The sequence below is a fragment of the Endozoicomonas sp. genome, assembly GCF_051008435.1.
In the GTDB taxonomy this organism is placed as follows: Bacteria; Pseudomonadota; Gammaproteobacteria; order Pseudomonadales; family Endozoicomonadaceae; genus Endozoicomonas_A.
In genome coordinates, this window is record NZ_JBPCXO010000430.1 from 1 (window position 1) to 4,238 (window position 4,238).

Below are 4,238 nucleotides of genomic sequence, written 5' to 3' on the forward strand. Positions count from 1 at the left end.
AATGGCTCTATCCTTTGCTGTTCTCGGGATCAAAGTCAGTAAGGATAGACAAAAGAAAATGACGGGTATTTCCCATAGGTTGGAGGGCTGCACTGGGCAAAAAGTCGCCGCGAAGCGGCCTACCTTGTATACCTTCGTTGGCGTAGGTGGTGATCCAGACGGTTTGCCCGATGATAGCGAGGCTTCTTGAATCCTTTGTTTCGGCAGGGCGAATGTTAAACATCATGAGTCCTTGATGATGGGGGGAAGCAGGGTGGCTTCCAGAAATGTTCTTAGGGATTTTTCATCATCCAGATAGGGATCGGGATAGGCCATGAGAGAGAGCAGAATTCTGCAAATTAACTCTACAGCCAGATCCAGAGTCATACCTTCGCGGATATTGCCTTTTTTCAATTCTCTGTTGAAGGGATCTTCAATCATGGATCGGGCCATGAATCGGAAGTTTTCTGGCGAGAGGTTACTTCGTCCCACGGAAGAAGGCTGATCTTCAGTAAAGAGTAATTTGAACATGGTGCGATGCTTTCTGCCACGCATATTGAACAGTGCGCCATCAATCAGAACATCGGCCAGATTATCGTGATAGCGCAAAGCTACGTTTCTTTCCTCTGTCCTCTCATGGGCATCACGCTTGAGAACCTGATTAAACAGATCTTCCCGGTTTTTGGCGTATCGATAGAACGTGGTTCGACTGACACCCGCTTCACGGGCCACTTCATCAATATTGGTTTTATCGATGCCATTGCGTTCGTAGCAACGCATGGCGGCATCCAGAATCAGGTTCAGTGTGCGACTGGCTTTGGAGCTGTTGCTTTTTGAATGATGGCTAAAAGGGTCACTACTCATGATCGCTGCTCATGTTTAAGTTCTTCTTCGGGTCTTCAAGCTTTCGGGGATTTTATGGGATTACCCATGGATGTAAAAGAATCTCTCATAAAATGAAACAAAAATTGAAAAGTGTAAACATATTTGTCATAGTCCAAATCAAATTGACCAAGTTGTACTGTTTTTTTGTCAGGTTTGGGTTTTTAAAAGGCAAGCTACCGTGTGCGGAAACTTCCTGCGTTTTTGAGGAGGCGCTCGCGGTAAGAATAAAAACAAAAGTGTGGAGCCTAACCCATGTCCATTCCCTCCCGTTTGAAACAGATTTCTGCCGTACTTTCTATAGGCTCATGGCTGTTTGGTTTGAGTCTGAGTGTTGCCGCCAGTGCTTCCACCGGTTCGGATGTTAATCTGAATACCAAGGATGTCCGCGCTGGGGGTACCCCGGTAGGCGACCTTATTCGTGTACCTATTGAGCGTGTGGCTATTACTGAAAACGTCTTTTATGTTTCGGGTCTTGCCAACGTTTATCTGGTCAATACGCCTGAAGGGGCTGTTGTCATTGATACCGGCTTTGCCCATCAGGCACCCAAACAGATGGCGCTTCTGAAAGAAGTGCTAAAGGGACCGGTAAAATATATCTTCCTGCCTCAGGGCCAGCATGACGATGTCGGTGGTATTCCCCTGATCAAGGACGAAGACACCCAAATCATCATGACCCGCTCGTCTGCGGAGTACATGGTGCACCGGAAGAAAGCCAGTCAGTTCCTGCTGCCACGTTATGCCGAGCTCTATAGCTGGACAAAAGAGCTGATGAAAAAGTCTCAGCAACAGGCCAAGAAAAAAGATCCATTCCCTTACAAGCCCATCACTCCTGATGTGCTGGTAGAAGATCATAAAGGCTATAAGTTCGAACTGGGTGGTGTGAAGTTTGAGGTTTTGGCCCTGCCTGGTGCTGAAGGCATTAACTCTGCAGGTTTGTGGATGCCGGAAGAGAAAATTCTGTTTGCCGGCGGTGGTTCTGTGGGGCCAGAAATTCCCATGTGGCCAAACCTGGGAACCGTGCGTTCTGACCGAAACCGTATTCTGGAAGAGTACATTGATACGCTCAACACCATGATCGAACTGGAGCCAGAAATTCTGCTGCCAGGTCAGGATGACCCGATCACTGACAAAAAAGAGATCATGAGCAATCTGACATTGCTCAGGGATGCAGCGACTTATGTGCACGATGAAATCTGGGCAGGCTTGAGTCAGGGCAAGGATGTTTATCAGCTGATGCGTGATATTCAATTGCCTGAAGAGTACTCCAGCCTGAGCCAGCAGCATGGTCGTGTTGAGTGGACGATCCGTGAAACGGTCAATCAGGCCGGTGCCTGGTTCCAGTACAAGTACACCAGTGAGTTGTACCCCTACCGCCCAACCATTGTGTACTCTGATCTTGTGGAGCTGTCAGGCGGTGTTGATAACGTGATCAAAATGGCACAGAAGCGTTTGAAAGAAGGTGACCCCATTAAAGCCATTCACCTGATAGAGGTGGCTTTAGAGGCTGAGCCAAACAATAAGAAGGTGACTGAAGCCCATATTCAGGTGCTACAGGTTCTGTTGAAGCAGGCCGGTGAAACTCACAAAACGTTCAGTGAGATTGCCTGGTTGCAATCCCAGATAGGTAAGGCTAAAGCCAAGCTTTAACAGCTCTCCGGGAAGGCCAGGTTTTCTGGTCTTCCCTACTGTCTGTATCATTGACGATCAGAGCCATCAGGTTTGCGTGCAACCTCTCTAAGACAAAGCAATCCTAAACGCTCTGCTATATTTCACCTTCCTGATTGAAGTACAGGGATTGGTCAGTGAGAGTACTCGTCGTCTATTTTTCTCTTTTATTCCCGATTTCAGCTTTTTGTCAGTTTGATATTTATCGACCTCTTGAAGAGCACCTCTGTCGCTCTAAGCCTCTGAAGATTCGAAAAGTATACAATCTTGGAGACAGTCTGACGGACACTGGGAATTTCCAGCGTTATTCAAGCTATTTGACGGGTATTGATAAGAATATCGATCCTAAGATAGAGGCCCTTTATCCTGGAATTGTGAAGTGGTTGCCGGCTGATATCTTTCTCTTTGGAGGGTTATCATCGTTACCGAAAAAGCCATACTGGAAAGGTCGGTTTTCTAATGGGCCGGTCTCCTCTGAAATAATGGCGGAAAGTATTCATTTGAATAGTACCAGTCGGCAGGAGTTTGTTAATTTTGCCCATGGAGGAAGCACTACGATTGGTTATGGCTTATATCTATGGAGTTTTTTGACCTCCTGGTGGTCAGACGTGCCAGAGTTAGCTACCTGGTTAAACCTGTATCATTCGCTTTTGAATGCAAAGTGGATGCAGGTCAATCTGGTGCGTCAGACAGAAGTACTTTTACAGCAGCACCAGAGATTTAATGATGATGAAGTCGTGATTATGTCCGGTGGTGCTAATGACTATCTCAATGAATATTGGGATCCCGAGTTTCTGGTGACTACGCAATACCATCTTATTAAGCAGTTACTGGATGCAGGAGTAAAAATTCTGGTTTGGGGAACCCTGCCTGACGTTACAGAGACACCCTGCCTTAAACTCTCTCCTAACAAAAAATATTTAAAAAAAGCTATATATCGACATAATCAGCTTGCTGCGTTTTATTATCTGAAGTTAAAAAAAGAATACTCTGACCGGCTGGTTTTGTTTATGGATAATGCCAGTATTTTTCAATATTTATTGAAAGAAGCCAGGGATCGGGGAATGGTTTTAGAAAAGGGGTGTGTGCCCATCAGTTTTACCGGCTGTTATGATCGAGAAGTGGTCGATATTCGATACAGTTCTGATGTAAAAAAGTGCGAATATCCCAGTGATTTCTTTTTCTGGGATTCTGCCCATTTAGGCGACAGAGCAAATCTTTGGGTGGGGGCTCTGGGTTGCCAGCTTATGACCTATTTAAATTTTGATACCCGGTGTCCTGTGGTAGAAGGCTTTAATCCAGAAGCCCTTCTCATTCGGTACTTTAACGAGTCACAGGATCCCGGGGTGAGGATTCTGAAAAGAGCCCTGTTAACGGGGAAGTGTCCCAGCGCTGATTAGCAGTACTCAACAAGTCCGTCTTATCATCCTGTCTTTTGATGAAAGGGTTATTGGTCCTTTTGGCTGTTGATCGTTACCGTTTTTCGGTTCAAAGTCGGCCAGCTCAATGACCCGTATCATTTTGTCTGCAGAGGGCGGGATGGCTAAGTGATGGGCTAAGTGATGGGCTAAGTGATGGGCTAAGGGGAGTAGCAAATCAGCTGTTACCAAGGTATTGTTTTCTACCCAATTACCAAGTTTTTATGTTTGATTCGCCAATGCCTGTCGCTGAAGTTTCTTCCGAATACAAAGGTCTGATCCAACTGGCCG

4 protein-coding genes are annotated in these 4,238 nt (G+C 46.1%); 3 read left to right on the top strand and 1 reads right to left on the bottom strand.

The genetic code is table 11. The annotated features are described in order from the left end of the window. The coding region (locus ACR2PX_RS21585) for a hypothetical protein (protein WP_434001425.1) at positions 1-190 on the top strand (190 nt) is incomplete at its 5' end. Between the two features lie 32 nt (positions 191-222). On the opposite strand, the gene ACR2PX_RS21590 is transcribed toward ACR2PX_RS21585, so the two are convergent. Then, positions 223-843: a TetR/AcrR family transcriptional regulator gene (locus ACR2PX_RS21590; protein WP_434001426.1), complete on the bottom strand. Its 621-nt coding sequence runs from the start codon at positions 841-843 to the stop codon at positions 223-225. A gap of 273 nt (positions 844-1,116) precedes the next feature. Here ACR2PX_RS21590 and ACR2PX_RS21595 point away from each other — a divergent pair, with 273 nt between their 5' ends. Continuing rightward, positions 1,117-2,511: an alkyl sulfatase dimerization domain-containing protein gene (locus tag ACR2PX_RS21595; protein ID WP_434001427.1), complete on the top strand. Its 1,395-nt coding sequence runs from the start codon at positions 1,117-1,119 to the stop codon at positions 2,509-2,511. 155 nt (positions 2,512-2,666) lie between these two features. Beyond that, on the top strand, positions 2,667-3,929 hold the full coding sequence (locus ACR2PX_RS21600; RefSeq protein ID WP_434001428.1) for an SGNH/GDSL hydrolase family protein: 1,263 nt from the start codon (positions 2,667-2,669) through the stop codon (positions 3,927-3,929). Positions 3,930-4,238 lie beyond the last annotated feature (309 nt).

Coding starts and splice junctions, on each gene's coding strand:
- ACR2PX_RS21590 (WP_434001426.1), bottom strand. CDS start 843: ATGAGTAGTGACCCTTTTAGCCATCATTCAAAAAGCAACAGCTCCAAA.
- ACR2PX_RS21595 (WP_434001427.1), top strand. CDS start 1,117: ATGTCCATTCCCTCCCGTTTGAAACAGATTTCTGCCGTACTTTCTATA.